The organism is Sulfuricurvum sp. (assembly GCF_023250475.1).
Taxonomy (GTDB): domain Bacteria; phylum Campylobacterota; class Campylobacteria; order Campylobacterales; family Sulfurimonadaceae; genus Sulfuricurvum.
On record NZ_JAHFAQ010000007.1, the window covers coordinates 1 to 18,127 of the forward strand.

Annotated in this window: 18 protein-coding genes and 1 tRNA gene; 4 read left to right on the plus strand and 15 right to left on the minus strand. The window is 46.4% G+C overall.

Features of this window, described 5'->3' with window-relative positions; translation table 11 throughout:
- From Q0C19_RS01475 to Q0C19_RS01530, 12 genes are all read right to left on the minus strand, one after another.
- The coding region (locus Q0C19_RS01475; protein WP_295052127.1) for a nickel-dependent hydrogenase large subunit at positions 1 to 1,224 on the minus strand (1,224 nt) is incomplete at its 3' end.
- Positions 1,211 to 2,107 carry a hydrogenase gene (locus Q0C19_RS01480; RefSeq protein ID WP_295052130.1) on the minus strand — a complete coding sequence of 299 codons (897 nt, stop codon included), beginning with the start codon at positions 2,105 to 2,107 and terminating at the stop codon, positions 1,211 to 1,213. The genes Q0C19_RS01475 and Q0C19_RS01480, both read right to left, overlap by 14 nt.
- A complete protein-coding gene (locus tag Q0C19_RS01485) occupies positions 2,088 to 2,681 on the minus strand; it encodes a TetR/AcrR family transcriptional regulator (RefSeq protein ID WP_295052133.1) in 594 nt (197 codons plus the stop codon). Before Q0C19_RS01485 ends, Q0C19_RS01480 begins: the two co-directional genes overlap by 20 nt.
- Positions 2,682 to 2,713: 32 nt before the next feature.
- A complete protein-coding gene (locus Q0C19_RS01490) occupies positions 2,714 to 4,405 on the minus strand; it encodes a nickel-dependent hydrogenase large subunit (RefSeq protein WP_295052135.1) in 1,692 nt (563 codons plus the stop codon).
- Positions 4,398 to 6,824 carry a hydrogenase small subunit gene (locus Q0C19_RS01495; protein WP_295052138.1) on the minus strand — a complete coding sequence of 809 codons (2,427 nt, stop codon included), beginning with the start codon at positions 6,822 to 6,824 and terminating at the stop codon, positions 4,398 to 4,400. The genes Q0C19_RS01490 and Q0C19_RS01495 overlap by 8 nt, the downstream gene beginning before the upstream one ends.
- Positions 6,825 to 6,827: 3 nt before the next feature.
- Positions 6,828 to 7,259, minus strand: coding sequence for a 4Fe-4S dicluster domain-containing protein (locus tag Q0C19_RS01500; protein WP_295052141.1), 432 nt, complete (start codon positions 7,257 to 7,259; stop codon positions 6,828 to 6,830).
- Positions 7,260 to 7,269: 10 nt separating this feature from the next.
- Positions 7,270 to 8,355, minus strand: a complete 1,086-nt coding sequence (locus tag Q0C19_RS01505; RefSeq protein ID WP_295052143.1) for a nickel-dependent hydrogenase large subunit — start codon at positions 8,353 to 8,355, stop codon at positions 7,270 to 7,272.
- Complete coding sequence (locus Q0C19_RS01510) at positions 8,352 to 8,696, minus strand: NADH-quinone oxidoreductase subunit C (RefSeq protein ID WP_295052146.1); 345 nt, start codon at positions 8,694 to 8,696, stop codon at positions 8,352 to 8,354. Before Q0C19_RS01510 ends, Q0C19_RS01505 begins: the two co-directional genes overlap by 4 nt.
- Complete coding sequence (gene nuoB, locus Q0C19_RS01515) at positions 8,683 to 9,213, minus strand: NADH-quinone oxidoreductase subunit NuoB (protein ID WP_295052148.1); 531 nt, start codon at positions 9,211 to 9,213, stop codon at positions 8,683 to 8,685. Before nuoB ends, Q0C19_RS01510 begins: the two co-directional genes overlap by 14 nt.
- On the minus strand, positions 9,213 to 10,028 hold the full coding sequence (locus Q0C19_RS01520) for a complex I subunit 1 family protein (protein WP_295052150.1): 816 nt from the start codon (positions 10,026 to 10,028) through the stop codon (positions 9,213 to 9,215). The genes nuoB and Q0C19_RS01520 overlap by 1 nt, the downstream gene beginning before the upstream one ends.
- Complete coding sequence (locus tag Q0C19_RS01525; protein WP_295052153.1) at positions 10,025 to 11,854, minus strand: proton-conducting transporter membrane subunit; 1,830 nt, start codon at positions 11,852 to 11,854, stop codon at positions 10,025 to 10,027. Before Q0C19_RS01525 ends, Q0C19_RS01520 begins: the two co-directional genes overlap by 4 nt.
- 93 nt (positions 11,855 to 11,947) lie before the next feature.
- A tRNA-Met gene (locus tag Q0C19_RS01530) sits at positions 11,948 to 12,024 on the minus strand.
- Positions 12,025 to 12,228: 204 nt separating this feature from the next.
- Between Q0C19_RS01530 and groES the strand changes: the two genes are divergently transcribed.
- From groES to Q0C19_RS01550, 4 genes are all read left to right on the plus strand, one after another.
- On the plus strand, positions 12,229 to 12,489 hold the full coding sequence (gene groES / locus Q0C19_RS01535; protein ID WP_295052156.1) for a co-chaperone GroES: 261 nt from the start codon (positions 12,229 to 12,231) through the stop codon (positions 12,487 to 12,489).
- 11 nt (positions 12,490 to 12,500) lie between these two features.
- A complete protein-coding gene (groL, locus tag Q0C19_RS01540; RefSeq protein WP_295052159.1) occupies positions 12,501 to 14,132 on the plus strand; it encodes a chaperonin GroEL in 1,632 nt (543 codons plus the stop codon).
- Positions 14,133 to 14,370: 238 nt separating this feature from the next.
- Entirely contained in the window at positions 14,371 to 15,729 is a 1,359-nt protein-coding gene (locus Q0C19_RS01545; RefSeq protein WP_295052162.1) for a diguanylate cyclase, read from the plus strand.
- Between the two features lie 9 nt (positions 15,730 to 15,738).
- Positions 15,739 to 16,023, plus strand: coding sequence for a hypothetical protein (locus Q0C19_RS01550; RefSeq protein ID WP_295052165.1), 285 nt, complete (start codon positions 15,739 to 15,741; stop codon positions 16,021 to 16,023).
- Here the strand turns inward: Q0C19_RS01550 and Q0C19_RS01555 are convergent.
- Genes Q0C19_RS01555 through Q0C19_RS01565 form a run of 3 tightly spaced genes read right to left on the minus strand, consistent with a single transcriptional unit; the run spans position 16,020 to position 18,123 of the window.
- Positions 16,020 to 17,000: a DUF475 domain-containing protein gene (locus Q0C19_RS01555; RefSeq protein ID WP_295052168.1), complete on the minus strand. Its 981-nt coding sequence runs from the start codon at positions 16,998 to 17,000 to the stop codon at positions 16,020 to 16,022. The two genes, Q0C19_RS01550 and Q0C19_RS01555, sit on opposite strands and share 4 nt — an antisense overlap.
- A gap of 36 nt (positions 17,001 to 17,036) precedes the next feature.
- A complete protein-coding gene (locus tag Q0C19_RS01560; protein WP_295052171.1) occupies positions 17,037 to 17,732 on the minus strand; it encodes a 2OG-Fe(II) oxygenase in 696 nt (231 codons plus the stop codon).
- Between the two features lie 4 nt (positions 17,733 to 17,736).
- On the minus strand, positions 17,737 to 18,123 hold the full coding sequence (locus Q0C19_RS01565; RefSeq protein WP_295052174.1) for a biopolymer transporter ExbD: 387 nt from the start codon (positions 18,121 to 18,123) through the stop codon (positions 17,737 to 17,739).
- Positions 18,124 to 18,127 lie beyond the last annotated feature (4 nt).

Here is an 18,127-nt window from a genome sequence, read left to right on the forward strand (position 1 = left end):
TCCGATCATCGCCCTCTGCGCCACTCCGAGGTTTGAGGGTGTTCCGTTGCCGAGATTCCATTGGGTCGGGGTGATAATCGAATACGATACAATTTTCCCTTTTTCGATGGTTGCACGGTGGATCAGCGACCCGCGCGGTGCTTCGATAACCCCTGCGCCAGAGCCGCTGATACTCTCGATAGAGGGAGGAGTGATGAAAGAGGGCTGTGAGAGATCGAGTGATGTTAACAGCTTCCGTACCTGAGCGCACAGCGTTGCCATCTCCCCGACTCGGGCGCATAAACGCGTTATCGCGCTGTCTCCGTAGATGCGATACACATCACTGATCCCTGAGCGTTCCTGCACCAAAGCGCGTGCCAAAGGCCCCCCCTCGTAAAACTCTCCGTTGTAGAGGGCATTTTTCGCATACGTTTTTCCGCCGTTCTCAAAGGTTTGCGAAGCATCTTCCGAAACCAGTGTGAATTCGGCACTGCTTCGGACGCCGTTTGCCATCGCTATCCCCTCATCTCCCAGAACCAAAAATCGGCCGTGACTTTTCCCCGTATCCAATAATTTCAACCGCTCAAAATTACGCAAAACCGTTCCGAAATCTCCCGTGAGGTTAAGAACTTCATTATCCCTCATCGCCTGTTCAAACGCTTCCGGAGCGCATCCCAGTACCTCATCTTCGATAAACCGCTCGACATCGGAGAGGATTTTTAATGCCTGCATCACCTCGATATGGGTCGGATCACACGTCACCCCGCCGGGGATAGCATACGAACTGTGTGGCCACTGGCCGCTGAACAATGCGCACAGTTGATTGACCTGCGACGAGACATAGAGCGCTTTCAGGGCAACGTTAGGTTCTTCGCCCATCATCTTTCCGCTCTCATGAAGCATCACAAGATAGAGCCATTTGATATGGTTTTGAATGAGTTCGCACGAAAGGGTTATCTGACGTATCGCGTTTGCTTTGTCGCTGATACGAATCGCTGCACCCGCATTTCGGTAAATATCTTCAATCATCTTGACCGTAGCGATCAGATGAGAATGGCCGCAGATACCGCAGACACGCGGGGTGATGACCAGAGCATCGAGGGCATTTCGTCCTTCCAATATCGCCTCCATCCCCCGAAAATGCAAAAAGCGAATCGTAGCATCCTGAACAGCTCCGCTTTTATCGGTTTGAAAATCGAGTACCGCTTCCCCCTCGATCCGCTCGATCAGTTCATGCGTGATCATCGATCAGCCTCTCTTCCAGCCGTTTGATATGGAACGATTTTGCCGCCCCCGCTAATGCGAGATAACTCCGTTTCGGTATTCCAAGCGGCATCTCCGAGGGGATCGACATATAGGTTTTAGTCGTGAAAAGTTCCCGTTTGGGGAATGTGGGCTCGGTACACCCCACACACGGTGTCCCTGCGCGGGTTTTGGAGCTCACCTCATTCCAAAGAATCTTATTGCAACTGCCGTGGGTAAAGGGGCCTTGGCACCCTTGGGCGTAAAACAGACATCCCTCTTTGGTTCCGAAATGATCGCTGTCCACTTTCCACTCGAAATACTCGTTCCGAAGACATCCGTTATGGACGAGGTAGCCATACAGCTCCCTCGGACGACGGTATTCGTCAACTAAAATCGGTTTATTGAGACGTATCATATCGATAACGAAACTAAGCCACTTCGGGTGAGCCGGACAGCCGCTGAGGGTAATCACTTTCTTCCGCATATCGCGCAAAGGGCCGCTGTCGTTTTCTTTATCAAATACTATTCCGCTGATATGTGCGGGATCATGCTCTTTAAATATCCCTCCGAAACTTGCACAGCTTCCCATGGCAATGATATGTTTTGCTTTCAGTGCCAGTGTCATTAAAAGGCTCTCCATTACCATTCCCGCACGCTCAAAAGAGGCGCTGTATGCCCCCTCAAAAATGAGAATATCCGATTTTGGGAGTTTTTTAACCAACTGTTGCAGCGTAAGGGTACAGGGAAGGAGGGGATGATGAAGCAATTCGACCGATTCTAAAAGATTCCCCAAAGCCGGATCGTTTAAAAAAGAGTGGGTATTACCGTTGCAGGTCATCCCCTGCAGCCAGATAATTTTGAGTTTAGTGGGATTTGAGGGCATTGTAGATATTTTCTGCGATGGTGTGTTCGTAACTCTCCAACGACTTAGGGAGAATTTTTTCCCCGTTTAAAAATACCATTCCGCCCAAATAGCCCATAAAAAGGCCGAAGGCGCTGAAAAAGTCCTGATCTCTCAGATCGCCCGCTCTCACTCCCTCTTCGAAAAAGATCATCAACTCCGTCACAAATGCGGATACACAGATCATCCCCGCACAGCAGTTCTGAAAGACTTCCCGATTGGAAAGATAAACCCGTAGGAAATACTCAATCGTCTCCGGGCGCTCTTGAGCGATACGAAAATACATATGAACGATCGCTTTAATTTTCTCCTGAGTGCTTGCCGGACTTTCATTGATTTTGCGAATCTCATCACCTAGGATATTGGCGATATAGAGGATAAGATCTTTGGCAAGCATCTCTTTGGAGGTAAAATAGTTGTAAAGATTCCCGACACTCATGCCGATTTTTTCAGCAATAGAGGGCATTGTCGTTTGATAAAATCCCTCTTTGGAGAATAACTCCAATGCTTTTGTCATAATCGAGACTTTGCGTTCTTCTTTCGTCAATCTTGCCAACTCTCATCCCTTTCTTCGAAATATTTTACGTATTATATCGAACAGAGCGGTGAAATTTTATACTGTGATAGCTCCCGACCTGAAGCATCGATAACATGCACCGCACATGCCAAACACGGATCAAATGAGTGAACGGCACGCAATACCTCCAACGGTGAGGATGGATCGGCCAGGACTATTCCTATCAGCGACTCTTCATAGGCTCCGCGCCCTTCCTTGGCTCCCTTGGGAGAAGCATTCCATGTCGTCGGAACGACCGCTTGATAATTGGCAATTTTCGCATCTTCTATTCGGACAAAATGGCCCAATACCCCGCGCGGAACTTCAAAAATCCCGGCACCTCTCCCCTCAAGCGGAAGCGATTCGAAAACATACTTCGTCCATGTCTCTTCATCGTAGTATTTGATATTTTCGATCAAATCGCTCATCATATCAAACAGGTAATCGCCACAGATTTGGGCTTCGATAGCCCGCGCTGCATTGCGTCCGATCGTAGATGAAAAATCGATCAATTCAAGGCCTGTCTGTTCCATAAACCGTTCCATGTAAGGGCGTATCGTCGGAGTTTTTTTGGTGTATCCCATGATCATCCGGGCCAAAGGCCCCACTTCCATCACCTCTCCATCGTAGCGAGGCGCTTTAATCCATGTGTATTTCCCTTCCGTTTTAAGAGACCCGTCATCATTCAAATCGGTATAGAACGGGGTAGTATCTCCCTCATACGGGGAGAGCGGTGCATCATTTTCATACCACGAGCGGGATGCCTCTTCGGTAATTTTGCTCGCGTCGAACGGCTCAACCGACTCGAAATCATGCCCTCGAATCACTCCGTTTTCAAATAAAACTCCGTTTTTGCCGAACCGGTAGCCTCCGCAGCACATAAAATTCCCCACAGCTCGCCCCTCTCCTGCACGGATCGAATCACGATAGGCCGAAACGATCATTTTCATATCGGGAATATAGGCTCTCTCGACAAAATCACGCACCTCTTTGATAATAAACATGAAATCATTCAGCCTCTGAGGATTGAGCATATCGGCAATACTCGTCACACCTCCCACCACAAGATTTTGGGGATGGGGTGTTTTCCCCGCAAATATGGCAATCGCTTTGGATATTTCCCGCTGTATCCGGAGCGCCTCCAAATAGTGATTCATGTGCACCAAATTCTCTTCAGGTGAAAGCCGATACGCTGTATGACCCCAATAGCCGTTAGCGAATAATCCGAGTCTTCCCGCTTTCACAAAACCGCCGATTTTTTCCTGAATGCTCTCCAAATGACCCACAGAGTTGCGATAGGGATGGTCCGTCCACTTTTCCGCTTCGGCAGAAGCCCTCTTACAATCGGCTCCCAGTGCACTCGTGATATCGACAAAATCGAGGGAATGAAGATGATAATAGTGAACGATATGGTCTTGGATAAACAAAGAGAGCGTTACCAGATTTCGGACGATTTCGGCATTGGAGGGGATTTTGATTCCGTACGCCTCTTCAACGGCACTGATCGACGCGCGATAATGGACATTCGTACACACCCCGCAAATCCGCTGGGCAATTAATCCCGCATCCCTGGGATCACGCCCTTTTAGAATTGTCTCGATCCCCCGAAAAAGCTGCCCTGAAGCCCACGCTTCGGTAACAACATTGTTCTCATCAATCTCTACTTCGATCCGCAAATGCCCCTCGATGCGGGTGATCGGGTCAATAATTATTTTCTTACTCATTGGGCTTTTCCTCTAACTTACGATTATTGGCGTAACTGTCAAACGCTATTTTTCCCTGACCGCAGGCAAAACATCCGTGTCCCGCTTGTACCGGCCAGCTGGTCCCCTCATTGAATTTCACCAAAGAGCAGTTGAGATCGGCATACGGCCCTTTGCATCCCATCTCAAAAAGGCACCACCCCTTCTTCGCCCCTTCATCTCCCCATTCACGGACAAACTCGTCCGCATCGTAATGACCCCGACGCTCGCAGTTGTCATGCACCCGAAATCCGTACGCCCATTCGGGACGATTATTACTGTCAAGTTTCGGAAACTCATCAAACATAATGTAATGCAGCAGTGTTCCGACAATATTGATCGGGTTGGTAGGACATCCCGGAAGGTTGATAATATCCTCTCGCTCCAACGCTTCCGCTACCCCTACGGCACCCGTAGGATTCGGTGCTGCCGCAACAACACCGCCATCATACGCACACGAACCGACGGACATTACCGCAGCAGCATTCGCAGCAACACGACGAAGCAATGCCAATCCAGTCTCCCCTTTCGGACCGATACGCAGAAATTTTCCATCCAATCCCAGAGGAACTGCCCCTTCGACGAGCAAGAGATATTTCCCGCTCTCATTATGGACGATACTCTCCAGCACCGATTCGGATTGGTCTCCCGATCCCGCCATCAGCAGTTCATGGTAATCGAGCGAAATGTATTTCAAAATCAGATCATCGACTTTGGGATGGGATGTTTTGATAAAGGCTTCCGAGTTACCCGTACAGTCGGAGAGTTCCAGCCAAATAATCGGGATTTTGTTCAGCTGAACCACCGCCTCTTTAACCGGTTCTTCGTACGTCGGATGCAAATGCATCGATGCGGTGATCATCGAGACCCAACGGTTATACTCTTTGCTCATCTCAAACGATGCAAGAGCCTCTTCCAGGTTTTCGGGACTAAGCTGGTTGGCAGGATGAAGGGCATTGTATTTCTCGATGCGTGCACGTACTTTTGCCAGCTCAGCCGCCTGAGCGGACGCGATACGTTCTTCTTTTAGCCGTGCCGCTTCCGCGGGGTCAACCGGAGTAGCACTGATAATCGCGCAGATATCCTGTTTGCACCGTCCGCAGGTTCGTCCCGCTTTGGAATGCTCTTTGAGTTCGCCGAACGACGTCACCGCATTTTCTTTGATGATATCGACCAGCTCCTGCTCGTGAACCCCTTCGCAGCTGCAAACAAGTCTCCCTTTTTCCGACATCAAGCGGTTTGAATAAAGGTACGCCGCATCGATCGGCGAATCGGTGTCAATCAGCCGTTTCAGAGCTAACAGATCAATATTGGTATTAATCCCGATGAACCGTTTCAGACGATCATGGTTGACGATATACTGATCGATTCTATCTCCATGAGAGATAAGGATACTCTCATTCTCCGGATCCTTGGGATTAAAATCAGTCCCAGTGACGTCGGCAAACAAAAAGGAGCCTACTTTTAACCCGTCGATCGCCACTTCCTCTTTGAAGGTTTTGCTTTCATCTCCAAGGAGGTTTGCGATCATAACATCAGCCTCGATGGTACACTCTTTGACCCGCCCGGCGACAAATCCCCCTGCGCGTTGCTCCGCCGCTTCGCCGACACAATAGATATCGGCTACGGAGGTCTGCATCCTCTCATTCACCAATATCCCCTTATTGCATTCGAGCGTTTCGCGTGCAAAAGCGATATTGGGATCGATTCCGACGCCAAAAATGACAAACGGATTGTCAATCTCCCCTTGCTTGGTCAAAATCTTCGTTATTCTATTGCCGCTCACCTCTTTGTCCACGATCTGATCGTTAAATCGGATACGGACACGAGGATCGGCTTCAAAAATACCCCGTATCAGTTCTAACCCTTCACGGCTGATAACCTCGGAGTAGAGATAGTTTTTTCTCACCAATAGAGTGATGGTTTCCGGTCCCTCACTGCGCATCAGCGTATCGAGAAGCTCCAGAGCAATCGGCCCCGCTCCGACAATGATCACATTCTTGCCGATGATCCCCTGCGCAATCGCTTCGCAATCCTTCTGGGAGCGGAACGTCGCCGCATTCTCAATCCCTGAAATATTAAACAATGTTTTCGGAACCGAACCGGTTGCAATAATGAGTTTATCGTAATGAAATGCGGCGTGCTCACTGAAAATACGCTTGCTCTTTGAATCAATCGAAATGATTTTTTGGTTCAGTTCCAGCCCGACGGCAGGATGAAGCTCCAAAGCGATGGAGTCGACACACTTGCAATCATCGACCAATTTGCACAGATGGATGCGATCATACGGAGGATGCTCTTCATCCGAAACGATCACCACTTCCGATCGGCTCTCTTGTTCCATGAGAGTATTAGCAATATACACAGCGGCAATTCCGCCTCCGACAATAACAATGCGCACTCTTTACTCCTCACTCTTGTTTTGGATTTTTCCCGCTTTTTTGGCTCTCGCATACTCTTCACGGCTCTCTTTACACGCTGCTTCCCACACAAACCACCCCTCGTTCACACCCTCTTCTTTAACGGCACTGTGCTGCTTCGTTTCGCTTTGCCACAATGCCTCTTGAGGTTTTGGGCAGGCACGGACACACTCTCCGCAATAGATACACAGCCACGGGTTATAGCGGTACTCCTTATCTCCGTCCTCATGCTGATAAAAAAGTATCGCCCCAGGAGGACACACTTTTTCACATTTATCACAAAAGATGCATGCCTCTTTACCATACTCGATCAACCCACGATACCCAGTTGGAAGGGTAATTTCTTCTGCAGGGTATCGGTGGGTGCGGATGGGTCTGAAAAGATTTAAAAACGCTTCAAGCATAGAGCGGAACATCTTTGTCCTCCTACTTAGCCGTGCAGGACATACACGGATCGAAAGAAGCAAGGATGGCAGGGGCATCAGCGTACTCTGACCCCTTAAACACTTCCATCATGGCCGGAATAGCCGAAAAGGTCGGCGTCTTTATCCGTACCCTCTCCAGCATATTTTGGCCGTTCCCCCGCACCAGATAGAAGAGCTCTCCCCGCGGTGCTTCGACACGGACAACCGCTTCGCCGTTCGGTTTCCCTTTTGCTTTCTCTTGTATCTCTCCGACGGGCAGATTATCGATAATATTGCGGCATATTTCCATCGAATTAACAATCTCCCGAAGCCGGACAAAATTACGGGCATGAATATCACCGCTCGATTCCAGGATCATTTGATACCCCAATGTTTCGTAAGGAAAATCGTTTGTTTCAGCGCGGACATCGGTTGCCAGCCCCGCCGCTCGTGCCAACGGCCCCAGGGCATTATAGGTGTAAGCATCCTTGAGACTCAATACCCCTACCCCTTTGTATTTGAGGGATAATGACCAATTGTTATCAAACAATCCGATAAGCGCATCGATTTTATCCGAAAGCAATCGGAGATTTTTATGGATCAATGCCGTAAGCTCGGGGGTCATATCACGGTTCACCCCGCCGATCGAGATATAATCAAACTGGACACGGTTGCCGCTGATCGCCTCTTGAACATCCATGATCAATTCGCGATCCCCCATAATCTGCATAAAAAGAGCTTCAAACCCCGCATTCTCTGCCGTGTGGGCGAGACAGAGCATGTGCGAATGGATACGATCCAGTTCTACCATCAGCATTCGCAGATACTTGATCCGATCATTCGCCTCATATCCGAGTAATTTTTCAACTGCCAATGTATAAGAGAGTGAATGGGTAATAGCGCACAATCCGCAGACGCGAGCGACGACATACCCCACCTGTTTAAACTCAAAACTGCGGGTACAGGCCAGTTCCACTCCGCGATGGACAAACCCCACATCGGCATCGACCCCGATAATCTTTTCGTTCTCACATTCGAATTTAAACCGGATCGGCTCCAGCAAAGAAATATGCTGAGACCCCAAGGGGATTTGAATAGTTTTCTTCATGCCTCCCCCCTTAGCGGGTATTTCATCGAGTCTTTATCGAGATAAAGCCCTTTTGCCGCACCGTCTACTTTTAATCCGAACATGTCGACAATCTCCCTCTCCCCCATAATCGCCGAGGGGATTAGGTCTACGATAGAGGGGACAGGGGTATCGTAATCGCTGAGGGCGTAATAGATCACAATCTCATCTTTGACGCCGTATTTTGAGAAAATCCATTGCAGTTCGATTTTCCCGCCCCCCAGATCAATCCCGTTAACACTTAAGAAATGCCACTCTTTCGGAACGTAAAATACTCCGATATCGTTCAATAATGCTGCGAGTGAAGTCTCAATTTTTCTCATGCTGTTCCACCTTTTTTGCCATATTGAGGCGGCTGAGTTTATTGCCGATCATCTCGATCGTCCCAAAAAGTTTAAAAGGATGTTCAATCTCTTTGCTTTTCGCTTCGAGAACGTCAAGCCCTTTAACCAACGCATCGATAATGAGCTGAGGCGATGCGGCACAACCGGGGACGTAGACATCGACGGGAATATAGCGGTCGATCCCGTCTTCGACGTTATACATCCCCCGAAACACTCCCCCCGTCGTCGTACACGATCCGACAGCCACGACCACTTTCGGTTCGGGGATTTGGGAATAAAGTTCAACCAGACGTTCACGGGAACGGTACGTTACCGGCCCTGTCACCAAAAAGATATCCGACTGCTTCGGATTTCCCGTATTGATGACCCCGAAGCGCTCAAGATCGAATTTCGGCCCCAATGCCGCAAGAATCTCAATATCACAGCCGTTGCAGCTCCCGGCATTATAATGCAAAACCCACGGTGATTTTTTTCTAAAAGCGCTAAAAAACTTCATCACAAAATCCCCGCAATATTTACGATACAGAGCATCATGGCAATAGAATAAATAATTTTAAGCATATCTGCCGTTTTCACACGTGCCGTCGCATTATCAACAAGATTGACCGCTAAAAAGGTTCCCGCTACCAAAACCGTTCCGACCCAACTCGATACACCGCCGAAAAGAAAAACAAAACTGTAGATGAAAATGTATTCGAGAAATCGGGACATATATAAAAACTCGTAAAAAATACCGCTGTACTCGATCTCGACACCGCCGACAATCTCCTGATGGGCTTCTCCGACATCGAACGGCGATTTTTTTACCTTAATAGGTATAACCATTGCCAATGCAGCAAACAGCAACGGCATCGAAGTCAAGTAGCCGCCTTTTTGCAGAATCTCAGATATCTCAAAACTGCCACTCTCCAGATAAAAGCCGACTGCAACCAGCAGCAATATCGGTTCATACGCAATCAGCATCAACAACTCGCGATTAGCTCCTATATGCGAATAAACGGATCGAACACTGTACCCCGCCAAAATAAGCAAGATCTGAGCAAACAAATGCAAAAAGATAATATACAGGAGATTCCATCCCATAAAGATCGCGACAATACTAAACCAAAGGATAAAGAAATGGGCGACTGCCAATAACGCATGGGGCGAATGGACAATTAACGTCCGCTTATCGAGAAGCTTGAACATATCGTAAAACGGCTGCAGTAGCGGCGGCCCCTGACGGCGCTGCATCCGAGCACGCAACACCCGCTCTCCCCCATACGCCAAACCGCCTAAAATTGGTGCAAACGCTATCCATACCCATATCATGACAATGCTCCAAAAATTGCTACGGAAATAAAGAGTATCCCAAAACTCCAATACATGGCCTGTTGCATGTAGTGCGAGGGTTTATAATAGACCAATGCCGAATCAAACGACTCTTTTTCACCGCAATGATAAGGCTGCGAACGATCATATCCGTTCATACTGCGTACAATTACGGGCAACAGTATTACAAATATTAACGGCAGTGCCAACACCATAACCGACATCTTTTGCTGCATCATTATATATCCACCAGCCATACCCACCGTCAAAAAAGCCAGAAGCCACAGCGGAATACCAAAACCCAAAGGGAGCGGAGTCGCTTGCGAAGGGAGAACATCCGAGGAGGAGGCGAGGAGTGCGGAAGCAACTTTAAAATACAGAAGAACCAACAGCGCACTTCCGACAATAAGAGAGAGGACGACAATCAGTAATAACGGACGTTCATGCAACAACGACGCTACCGAAGCAATCGCAAACATTTTTCCCATAAAAAGTCCGAAGGGAGGAAGTGTCAACGACATAAACCCGAAGATAATAAATCCGACCGTCTTAGGCGAGCGGCTCACCATCCCTTTCATCTCCTCAATATTTTTAGCATGATGCACACGCTCTAACACCCCTGCAGAAAGAAAAAGCAACGCTTTAGAGAGTGCATGAAACAACATCAGCGCCATAGCAAGCATGATACTCTCTTTGGTTCCGATTGCCGCCAATGCCATCATAAGCCCCAAAAGAGCGACCGTGGAGTATCCCAGAATCTCTTTAAAAACTGACCGAGAGAGTGCCAGATACGATGCCGCGACAAATACCAATGATCCGATGATTGAAATCATCCCGCCGACCGCTGTAGAACCGATAACTGGAGCAAGTCTCAAAATAAGATACGGCGCGATTTTCACCATCGTCGCCGAATGAAGCATTGCGCTCACGGGTGTCGGCGCTACCATTGCACCGAGCAGCCACCCCTCAAAAGGGATAGAAGCACCCTTAACCAATGCCGCCATCGCCAATAGTGCTATCGACAACAATACCCATCCACCTGAGCGCTGCATCAGGGTATCAAGCATCACCGTCTCAAATCCTTTAATAGCGATCAATGCCCCGAGTAAAATAACCACGCCGCCGATCTGATTCATCCACAGCGCTTTGAGCGCATTGGCACGGCTGGTCTCATCATTTCTAAATGCGATCAACACGTACGATGCCAACGTTGTCATCTCAAATAAAAAGAAAAAAAGCATAAGAGAATTGGCACATACAATCAGATTCATAACCGAGAGGAAAACAAGCAATGCACCGATAAACAACTGTTTTTTAAGCGGCGATACGGGTTCGTCCTCCATATAACGGACTGAATATAGTACGATAATTCCCCCGACAATGTTGATGATCAGAAACATAAATTTGGAGAGTTCATCAACCACTATCTCTGCAGAATTTGTTGATGAAGGAGAATACTCCATTGTAAATTTAGTGAGCCCGTCGATCACTACCTGTGCTGAATGTCCAGGGGAAGCATGCTCAATATATAAAAACAGCACTAACTGTACGATAGCTAATATAATGACTTTCGGACTATCGTATTTTTTACCCTGATAAAGGAAAAACAGCAGCAATACGATGTCGGCCGCAACGACAAAAGTATTCAAAGTCTGAGGAAAATGAAACGTTAAAATATTAGGAGAATTGTATAAAGAAAAAGCAGTGATACTCAACAAAGCCAAAACAGCTCCGCTGAGAACGTATTGAACCCTTACATTCGGGCTTAGCACTAAAAATAGCGATGCTACAACCGGCAATAAAAAAAGTGTTAATACCATTTCCATCGTATCCCTTTAGGAACTACTTTTGATGATTATAGCACAGGTAAATCTTAGAAATGTTATTGGATGTTTGTTTAGTGAGGATTTTTAAAAAGATGGTGGCGGGGGGGGGACTCGAACCCCCGACCTCCGGCTTATGAGACCAGCGCTCTAACCAGCTGAGCTACCCAGCCATCTTTTGGGAAGACCGGAATTATAGTGATGGTTAACTTATTAAAAGCTTTAAAAGCCAAATATTCTACATTAAAACAATTTATCCATCATTATAGCTATATCAAAGCTCATCATTATTGAGTCTTAGTGACTAAGAGTATTGACAATTAACCCAAACTCGTGTACAATCCCGAGCATACAAAACCATATAAGAAGGAAAAACAATGAATTTTCAACCGCTTGGAAAACGCGTATTGGTTCAACGTCTCGAAGAGGCAACTAAAACCGCATCGGGAATCATTATTCCTGACAATGCAAAAGAGAAACCTTCACAAGGTAGCGTCGTTGCAGTAAGTTCTGAAGTAGAAAACATTTCGACCGGAGATACTGTTGTGTTCGGCAAATATGCCGGAAATGAGCTTACACTAGAGGGAAAAGCCTATTTGGTTATTGAACTCGATGATTTATTTGGAATTATTAAATAAAGGAAACAACTATGGCAAAAGAAATTCACTATTCAGATGACGCTCGTAACAGATTAGCCGCCGGGGTACAAAAATTGACCGATGCGGTCAAAGTGACGATGGGGCCGCGCGGGCGTAACGTCCTTATCCAACGCAGCTATGGAGCACCACTTATCACCAAAGACGGTGTATCGGTTGCCAAAGAGGTAGAACTCAAAGACCCGCTTGAGAACATGGGAGCGCAACTCGTTAAAGAAGTTGCTTCCAACACAGCCGATGAAGCGGGTGACGGTACTACTACAGCGACCATCCTTGCCAACTCAATTTTCAAAGAGGGTTTACGCAACATCACTGCAGGGGCTAATCCGATCGAAGTAAAACGGGGTATGGATAAAGCAACCGAAGCAATTTTGGCCGAGCTTAAAGCCGCGTCACGTATCATCAACGATAAAAAAGAGATCGCGCAAGTCGCTACGATCTCTGCAAACTCCGATGAGCGTATCGGTGCGATGATCGCCGAAGCGATGGATAAAGTAGGACGTGACGGCGTTATCACTGTCGAAGAAGCCAAAGGGATCAACGATGAACTCGACGTGGTTGAGGGTATGCAATTTGACCGCGGTTATTTGAGCCCGTATTTTATCAACAACTCTGAGAAAATGACCGTTGAATTGGATCATCCGTTTATACTCCTTTTCGATCAAAAAATCTCGAATCTCAAAGACCTTTTACCGGTATTAGAGCAAGTTCAAAAAAGTTCACGTCCGCTTCTCATCATCGCAGAAGATGTCGAAGGTGAAGCGTTGGCAACTCTCGTGGTGAACAAACTTCGCGGTGTATTGAACATCACTGCTGTTAAAGCTCCGGGATTCGGTGATCGCCGTAAAGCAATGCTCCAAGATATTGCGGTACTTACACGTGCACAAGTGATTTCCGAAGAAATCGGCCGTACGTTGGACAGTGCAACCGTAGCTGACCTCGGTCAAGCTTCACGCGTCGTTATCAGCAAAGACAACACGACCATCGTTGACGGAGCGGGAGACAAAGATGCGGTCAACTCACGTATCAAAGAGATCCGTACCCAAATCGAAGCGACTACGAGCGAATACGACAAAGAAAAACTTCAAGAGCGTCTTGCGAAACTCGCAGGCGGTGTTGCGGTTATCAAAGTCGGAGCAGCAACGGAAACCGAAATGAAAGAGAAAAAAGACCGTGTTGATGATGCACTCTCCGCAACCAAAGCAGCGGTTGAAGAGGGGATCGTTATCGGCGGCGGTGCGGCATTGATCCGCGCGGCAGCCAAAGTGAAACATGACCTTAGCGGCGATCAAAAAATCGGTTGGGAGATCATCCTTCGTGCAATCACCGCTCCGGTCAAACAAATCGCTGAAAATGCGGGATATGATGCGGGTGTTGTCGTCAATACTATCGTATCGGCTACCAACGAAAATATCGGGTTCAACGCGGCAACCGGCGAATACGTCGATATGTACGAAGCGGGTATTATCGATCCGTTAAAAGTTGAACGTGTCGCATTGACCAATGCAACATCGGTTTCTAGCATGCTTCTAACTACCGAAGCGACCATCCACGAAATCAAAGAAGACAAACCGGCTATGCCGGATATGAGCGGCATGGGCGGCGGTATGCCGGGAATGATGTAATCACTCCATCTATTCTTCTTAAACTCCCTTTTTTAGGGAGTTTAAACTTCTTTTCCTAATTTTTAAACTATTTTCATAGCATTCCTATTTTTTTCCATACATCTCCATTATCGACATTTTAAATATACTTTTAAACTGTATAAAACAGATATTTAATATTTAAAACTTCAATCATTAATAAATATTCCTCAAGAGTATCCGATATAATAGATGAATGAAATCATCAAGGGTTTAGCCTATGCTCTCTTTAAATCTAAAAACTTTTTATTCTCTTGTGTTCGGTTCAGCTCTATATTATGTCATTGCACTTTTCGGTATGTCTGTTTTTTCCTTTCACCCCTCCAACATAACTCTTTTGTGGCTGCCGTTTGGAATCGGTGTCATCTTCGTTCATCAAGTCGGATTAAAAGCATTGCCTTTTATCTTTATAGGAAGTTTTTTCGCCAATTATCCGGGAATGGTAAATGGATCTGCCGTTCCTGCCCTTCATACCGCAATTTCAGCATTTGCGGATACCCTCGCACCCTATTTATCCACGCTGTTGATCAAACGATACGCAAACAACCCTTTTGACAATGTAAAAATATTGTTCCCTTTTACCTTGTACGGAGCCCTGATCCCTACGTTCATCAGCAGTAGTATCATTGCCCTAAACTTAGTTGGCGGCGGCTATATAGAGTTTGAAGATGTATATGGGTTTGTACCGATGTTAATGTTTGCCGACGGGTTGGGGCTGATGCTTCTCTATCCTTTATTTGAAGCCCTCAAAACTCTCTCAAATCCAACATTAAAAGAGTGGAAGAATACTATTTTTTACCTAGCGGCAACGCTTTTGCTCATTTGGTCATCCTTTTATTGTCACTACCTCATTTTTTTACTTTTACCGCTGCTACTGACATCGGCTTTTCAAATAAGGATACATTTAATGATGGGAATCTTATTAGCCGTTGTCGTTGAAATGATTGCATTATCGGCTCATGATCAAAACGGAATATTTCATGTCGGTACCCAAATGGAATCCCTATTAATGTTGATTACCTATTTAATCAGTTTGGTTTTTGTCGTCATAGGAACCTCTCTTCACCATGCAGAACTCATTACCAATATCAATCTAACCAATACAGACACTCTTACAAAAGTAAAAAATGTAAAAGCATACAAAGAACGTATCGACGAGCTTTTATCGCTCTTTGAGCGATACAAAACACCTTTTTCCATGATGATATTTGATATTGACGATTTCAAAGTAATTAATGATACCCATGGACACAGAACTGGCGATACCGTTCTTGTTGAACTGTGCTCTCTCATCCAGAATAACATTAGACTTACCGATACCCTCTTTAGAGTCGGGGGTGAAGAATTTGTAATTCTCTGTCCCAATACAACACTCAATGAGGCTATCGATGTTGCCGACAAAGTCAAAAAAGTTGTTGAGAGTGAGCTTTGTGTTATCCCAAATCAACGGGTAACCATCAGTATGGGAGTCTCCGAAGTAAAAAGGGGGGATGCCGAAGATGTCCTCTATCGACGCGTTGACGGATTACTCTATCAATCAAAACAAAACGGCAAAAACAAAGTAACATTTTCCCAATAAGGCTTATTTATGGAACTCTCACTCAGCGATCTCATCGGGATACTCGGCGTATTTATCATTATGATCGTTTATATGCTATTACAGCTTGAAAAAATGGATGTGAAAGATTTAAGCTTCTCATTGCTCAATGTGATCGGAGCTTTATTTATTATTATTTCATTGCTATTTGATTGGAATCTCGCCTCATTCTTAATGGAATCGACTTGGATGCTGATAAGTTTGTACGGGACGTTGAAATACTATAAAACGAAGAAAATACAAAAGGAAGCCGTCCAAGACGGCGAAGAGTTTTAGGCTTTTAAATTTGCCTGTCGATTTTCCCAAATCGAATGGGCGAATGCAATCGAGATAAGACCGATGCCGATTGTCCCCGTTACCATTTCACTGATGTGGGTGGTGATTTTCATCAGCATGATAATCGCCAGTATTCCGATCGCATAATGGGCGCCGTGTTCAAGATAGCGAAAGGCAGAAAGTGTTTTGTGCTCTACAAAATAGAGGGTAATACTCCGGACAAACATCGCTCCGACACCCAATCCGATCATGATAATAAAGATATTGCTGGTAAGGGCAAAAGCTCCGATAACACCGTCAAAACTAAAACTTGCATCGAGAATTTCGAGATAGATAAATCCGGCAATACCGCTTTTTACCGTATCGGATGATAGAAAATGATCCAGCATCCCCAGCAACGAGTGAAGAAGCACGCCGTACATAAAGGCAAGAACGATACCGAAATCCTGCGTGATATGACCAAGGGCGATTCCGATCATAATGGCCGTAATCAGTTCGATATTCGCGACCCCCGAAAACTGTTCCATAATTTTAGAACCCTCAACAAAGGTCACCCATTTGATATCCCGTTCTTCAAAGAAAAAGTCAAGAAAAACCATCAATAAAAACGCTCCGCCGAATGCGAAAATCGTCGATTCGGTCATTTTGAGCACTTTTTCATACTCGTCAGGCTGATTCATCGCTACCTGCAAGGTTTCAATCAATCCCATTCCCGTAACAATCGATACAATCGCTAACGGAAATACCAAACGCATTCCGAAAACGGCGAGAGGAAGACCGAAAAAGATAAACCGTTTCTGCCAGATCGGATCCATTGTCTCCAAAACTTTGGCATTGACAACCGCATTATCGAAAGAAAGCGAGATCTCTAATACAATTAAAAGGAAGGTGATGTAGATAGCGGCGATTCCGCCCAAATAGTAAGCTGCGATCAGACCCAAAGCCATGATCGCAAACGAGCTGTAAAAATAACGCATTATTTTGCCCTTGCAAAAAAGATGCGAAATTATACCCTACATATAAGCATCATGCCATTGAACGAGGGAAAGTCGAAATCCCTCTTTAACCGGAAGGACTTCGTGAGCAAAATAGGGATTACTTAAAAATACTACCATATCTCCCGCTTCGGGACGAAGGGTAATCGTATTGCCATGCTCGTCGCACAGATAGTTAAACAGCAGTTCTCCCCCGCTAAAATGATCCTGATCACTCGGATGGGGTGTATAGGAGGTGGTAAATAGGACGGTGGTGAGCTTACGCTCCGTCGCAACGGTACGGTATCCGATCACATTCCCTTCTCGGTCACGAAGTTCGCTCGCATCATCGGAGTGTTTAAGATAAAAGGCCCCTCTCTCGTATCCGAGAACCTGCACATCCGTCGCTTTGCTCAATGAGAGAGAAAAAAAATCCTCTATCTCTTTCCGAACCGATTCAAAACGGCAATCATAGATTGCTCGGTGTTCACGACTTAGACGATGGATATCGGTACGACGGATAGCGGTATCAACCGAACGTCCACGCAGTTGTGCCTCTATAGCCTCTTCATCCGCCAATGCGTACGCCGTAATAGCACGGCATTCAGAGGGGCTTAAAACCCCTTCCAATACCATATAGGGAAAATCATGGTAAGGATTCGGAAGCCTTTTAGTCGGAATATCCCACTCCAAGAGTTCATCGCGCGCATATACGTAATTGCTAATCTGGTGCACTCGATTACTTTTTGTCGGTCACAATATAGAGTTGTTCATGCCCGAGGCGTTTGAGAACATCCATCACACCGACAAAGTTTTGAAAAGCTGCCTCTTTATCGCTGTAAAGAACAACCGTCATCTCTTTGCCCCCCTCAGTAACTTTTTGTTCAAACTCCGCTAGCGTAATCGGTCTCTTTTCCTCGCCCAATATCAATGTCCCGTCTTTTTCAATCGTAAGCTTGAGTTCCGATTGCTTATGCTCGGCGGCAGTCCCTTTGGCTTCCGGTAAATCGACCGGGATGAGTCCTGTTCGGATAAAGGTCGCAGTCGTTAGAACCATCACCAAAAGAACCAGCATAATATCGATGAAAGGGATAACGTTGATCGTATCGATCCGTTTCATTCTCATGAGA

What these genes read in the sequence shown, in the direction of transcription:
- Q0C19_RS01480 (WP_295052130.1), bottom strand. Translation starts at nt 2,107, where the DNA reads ATGCCCTCAAATCCCACTAAACTCAAAATTATCTGGCTGCAGGGGATG.
- Q0C19_RS01490 (WP_295052135.1), bottom strand. Translation starts at nt 4,405, where the DNA reads ATGAGTAAGAAAATAATTATTGACCCGATCACCCGCATCGAGGGGCAT.
- Q0C19_RS01500 (WP_295052141.1), bottom strand. Translation starts at nt 7,259, where the DNA reads ATGTTCCGCTCTATGCTTGAAGCGTTTTTAAATCTTTTCAGACCCATC.
- Q0C19_RS01505 (WP_295052143.1), bottom strand. Translation starts at nt 8,355, where the DNA reads ATGAAGAAAACTATTCAAATCCCCTTGGGGTCTCAGCATATTTCTTTG.
- Q0C19_RS01510 (WP_295052146.1), bottom strand. Translation starts at nt 8,696, where the DNA reads ATGAGAAAAATTGAGACTTCACTCGCAGCATTATTGAACGATATCGGA.
- nuoB (WP_295052148.1), bottom strand. Translation starts at nt 9,213, where the DNA reads ATGAAGTTTTTTAGCGCTTTTAGAAAAAAATCACCGTGGGTTTTGCAT.
- Q0C19_RS01520 (WP_295052150.1), bottom strand. Translation starts at nt 10,028, where the DNA reads ATGATATGGGTATGGATAGCGTTTGCACCAATTTTAGGCGGTTTGGCG.
- Q0C19_RS01525 (WP_295052153.1), bottom strand. Translation starts at nt 11,854, where the DNA reads ATGGAAATGGTATTAACACTTTTTTTATTGCCGGTTGTAGCATCGCTA.
- groES (WP_295052156.1), top strand. Translation starts at nt 12,229, where the DNA reads ATGAATTTTCAACCGCTTGGAAAACGCGTATTGGTTCAACGTCTCGAA.
- groL (WP_295052159.1), top strand. Translation starts at nt 12,501, where the DNA reads ATGGCAAAAGAAATTCACTATTCAGATGACGCTCGTAACAGATTAGCC.
- Q0C19_RS01545 (WP_295052162.1), top strand. Translation starts at nt 14,371, where the DNA reads ATGCTCTCTTTAAATCTAAAAACTTTTTATTCTCTTGTGTTCGGTTCA.
- Q0C19_RS01550 (WP_295052165.1), top strand. Translation starts at nt 15,739, where the DNA reads ATGGAACTCTCACTCAGCGATCTCATCGGGATACTCGGCGTATTTATC.
- Q0C19_RS01555 (WP_295052168.1), bottom strand. Translation starts at nt 17,000, where the DNA reads ATGCGTTATTTTTACAGCTCGTTTGCGATCATGGCTTTGGGTCTGATC.
- Q0C19_RS01565 (WP_295052174.1), bottom strand. Translation starts at nt 18,123, where the DNA reads ATGAGAATGAAACGGATCGATACGATCAACGTTATCCCTTTCATCGAT.